The organism is Streptomyces sp. NPDC087263, from assembly GCF_044744645.1.
Lineage (GTDB): Bacteria > Actinomycetota > Actinomycetes > Streptomycetales > Streptomycetaceae > Streptomyces.
Map to the genome: position 1 here is coordinate 1 of NZ_JBIUYT010000035.1, position 1,466 is coordinate 1,466.

Below are 1,466 nucleotides of genomic sequence, written 5' to 3' on the forward strand. Positions count from 1 at the left end.
GGGGGGGTGCCCCTATGACTTTGGTCAAGGGGTGATCGGGGTTGGTGGTTGGTAGAAAGTGCCGTCGCGGAGCATCGCGAAGAGCACGTCGGCTCGCCGCCTTGCGAGGCAGAGGAGGGCTTGGGTGTGGTGCTTGCCCTCTTTGATCTTCTTGTCGTAGTAGGTGCGGGAGACGGGGTCGGCCAGGGCGGCGAACGCGGAGAGGAAGAAGGCCCTTTTGAGCTGCTTGTTTCCCCGCCGGGAGGGCTGTTCACCCCGGATCGAGGACCCGGAGCTTCTCGTTGCCGGGGCGAGGCCGGCGTAGGCGGCGAGGTGGGCGGCGGACGGGAAAGCGGTGCCGTCGCCGACGTCGATGAGGATGCGGGCGCCGGTCCTGATACCGATGCCGGGCATGGACATCAGGACCTTGGAAAGAGGGTGGGCCTCCAGCAGTTCCTCGATCCGGTGGGCCAGCAGTGTGCGCTGGTCGAGTACCGCCTGGAGTGAGTTGGCGAGGCTGGGGACGATCAGTGCGGCAGCGTCTGTGCCCGGGACGATGACGGTCTGCTCGTCGAGTGCGGTGAAGACGTCGTTGATCAGCCGTTCGGCCATCCTGGGCGCCTGCGGGCGGATCAGATCGATGAGGCGTCGGCGTCCGGCCTTGCGGATCTGGGCCGGCGAGCCGAACTGGTCCAGCAGCCTGAGCACAGCCGGGTGCTGCATCCGCGGGCCCAGGACCCGTTCCAGATGCGGATGGATCTGGGTGAACAGGCCCCGCAGCCGGTTGGACAGGCGGGTTGCCTCGGCGGCGAGGTCGTCGTCGAAGCCGACGATCATCTGCAGCTCGGCGATCGTCTCGTCGTCGAGGTCGACCGACCGCAGCGTGTGCGGCATCGCGCGGGCGGCGTCGGCAATGATGAACGCGTCCTTCGCGTCGGTCTTGGCCTCGCCGGGGTAGAGGTCGGCGATCCGCCGCATCGTCAATCCGGGCAGGTAGGCGACGTGGCAGCCCAGGTCCCGGGCGACGGCCAGCGGCAGGGCCCCGATCGAGGCCACCTGGTCGACGACCACGAGGACGGTGCCGTGCTTGGCCTGCAGCCTGGCGAAGACCTCGCGGAGCTTGGGCTCGCTGTTGGGCAGCCGCTTGTCGAAGGTCTTCTTCCCGGCGGGGGTGAGTGCGGTGGCGTGGTGTTCGCCCTTGCCGACGTCCAGGCCGAGGTAGACGTCGATGTCGCTGGTATCGATCACGTCGTTGTTCCTTCGGTGCTGTTCACCCGGCCTGCCACGGCACTGATCGCCACATCCACATTACGAAGAGCCTCCCGACCTGCGGAAAGGCCGGTGGTCATGCCCCTAATCAGCGGTCTGTCAGTGCCTTCGGAGCTGGTGACACCACCCCCCGGGCCATGCACTCGACAAGGGGAGGTAGTCATGCCAACTCCGAAGGCCGGTAACCCCGTTGCGGGGCTACGAAGACGGTAATGGGG

1 protein-coding gene is annotated in these 1,466 nt (G+C 67.2%); it reads right to left on the reverse strand.

The genetic code is table 11. The features are described from left to right. Window positions 1–24: 24 nt before the first annotated feature. Window positions 25–1,227: an IS110 family transposase gene (locus ACIPC1_RS40295; RefSeq protein ID WP_402526832.1), complete on the reverse strand. Its 1,203-nt coding sequence runs from the start codon at window positions 1,225–1,227 to the stop codon at window positions 25–27. Window positions 1,228–1,466 lie beyond the last annotated feature (239 nt).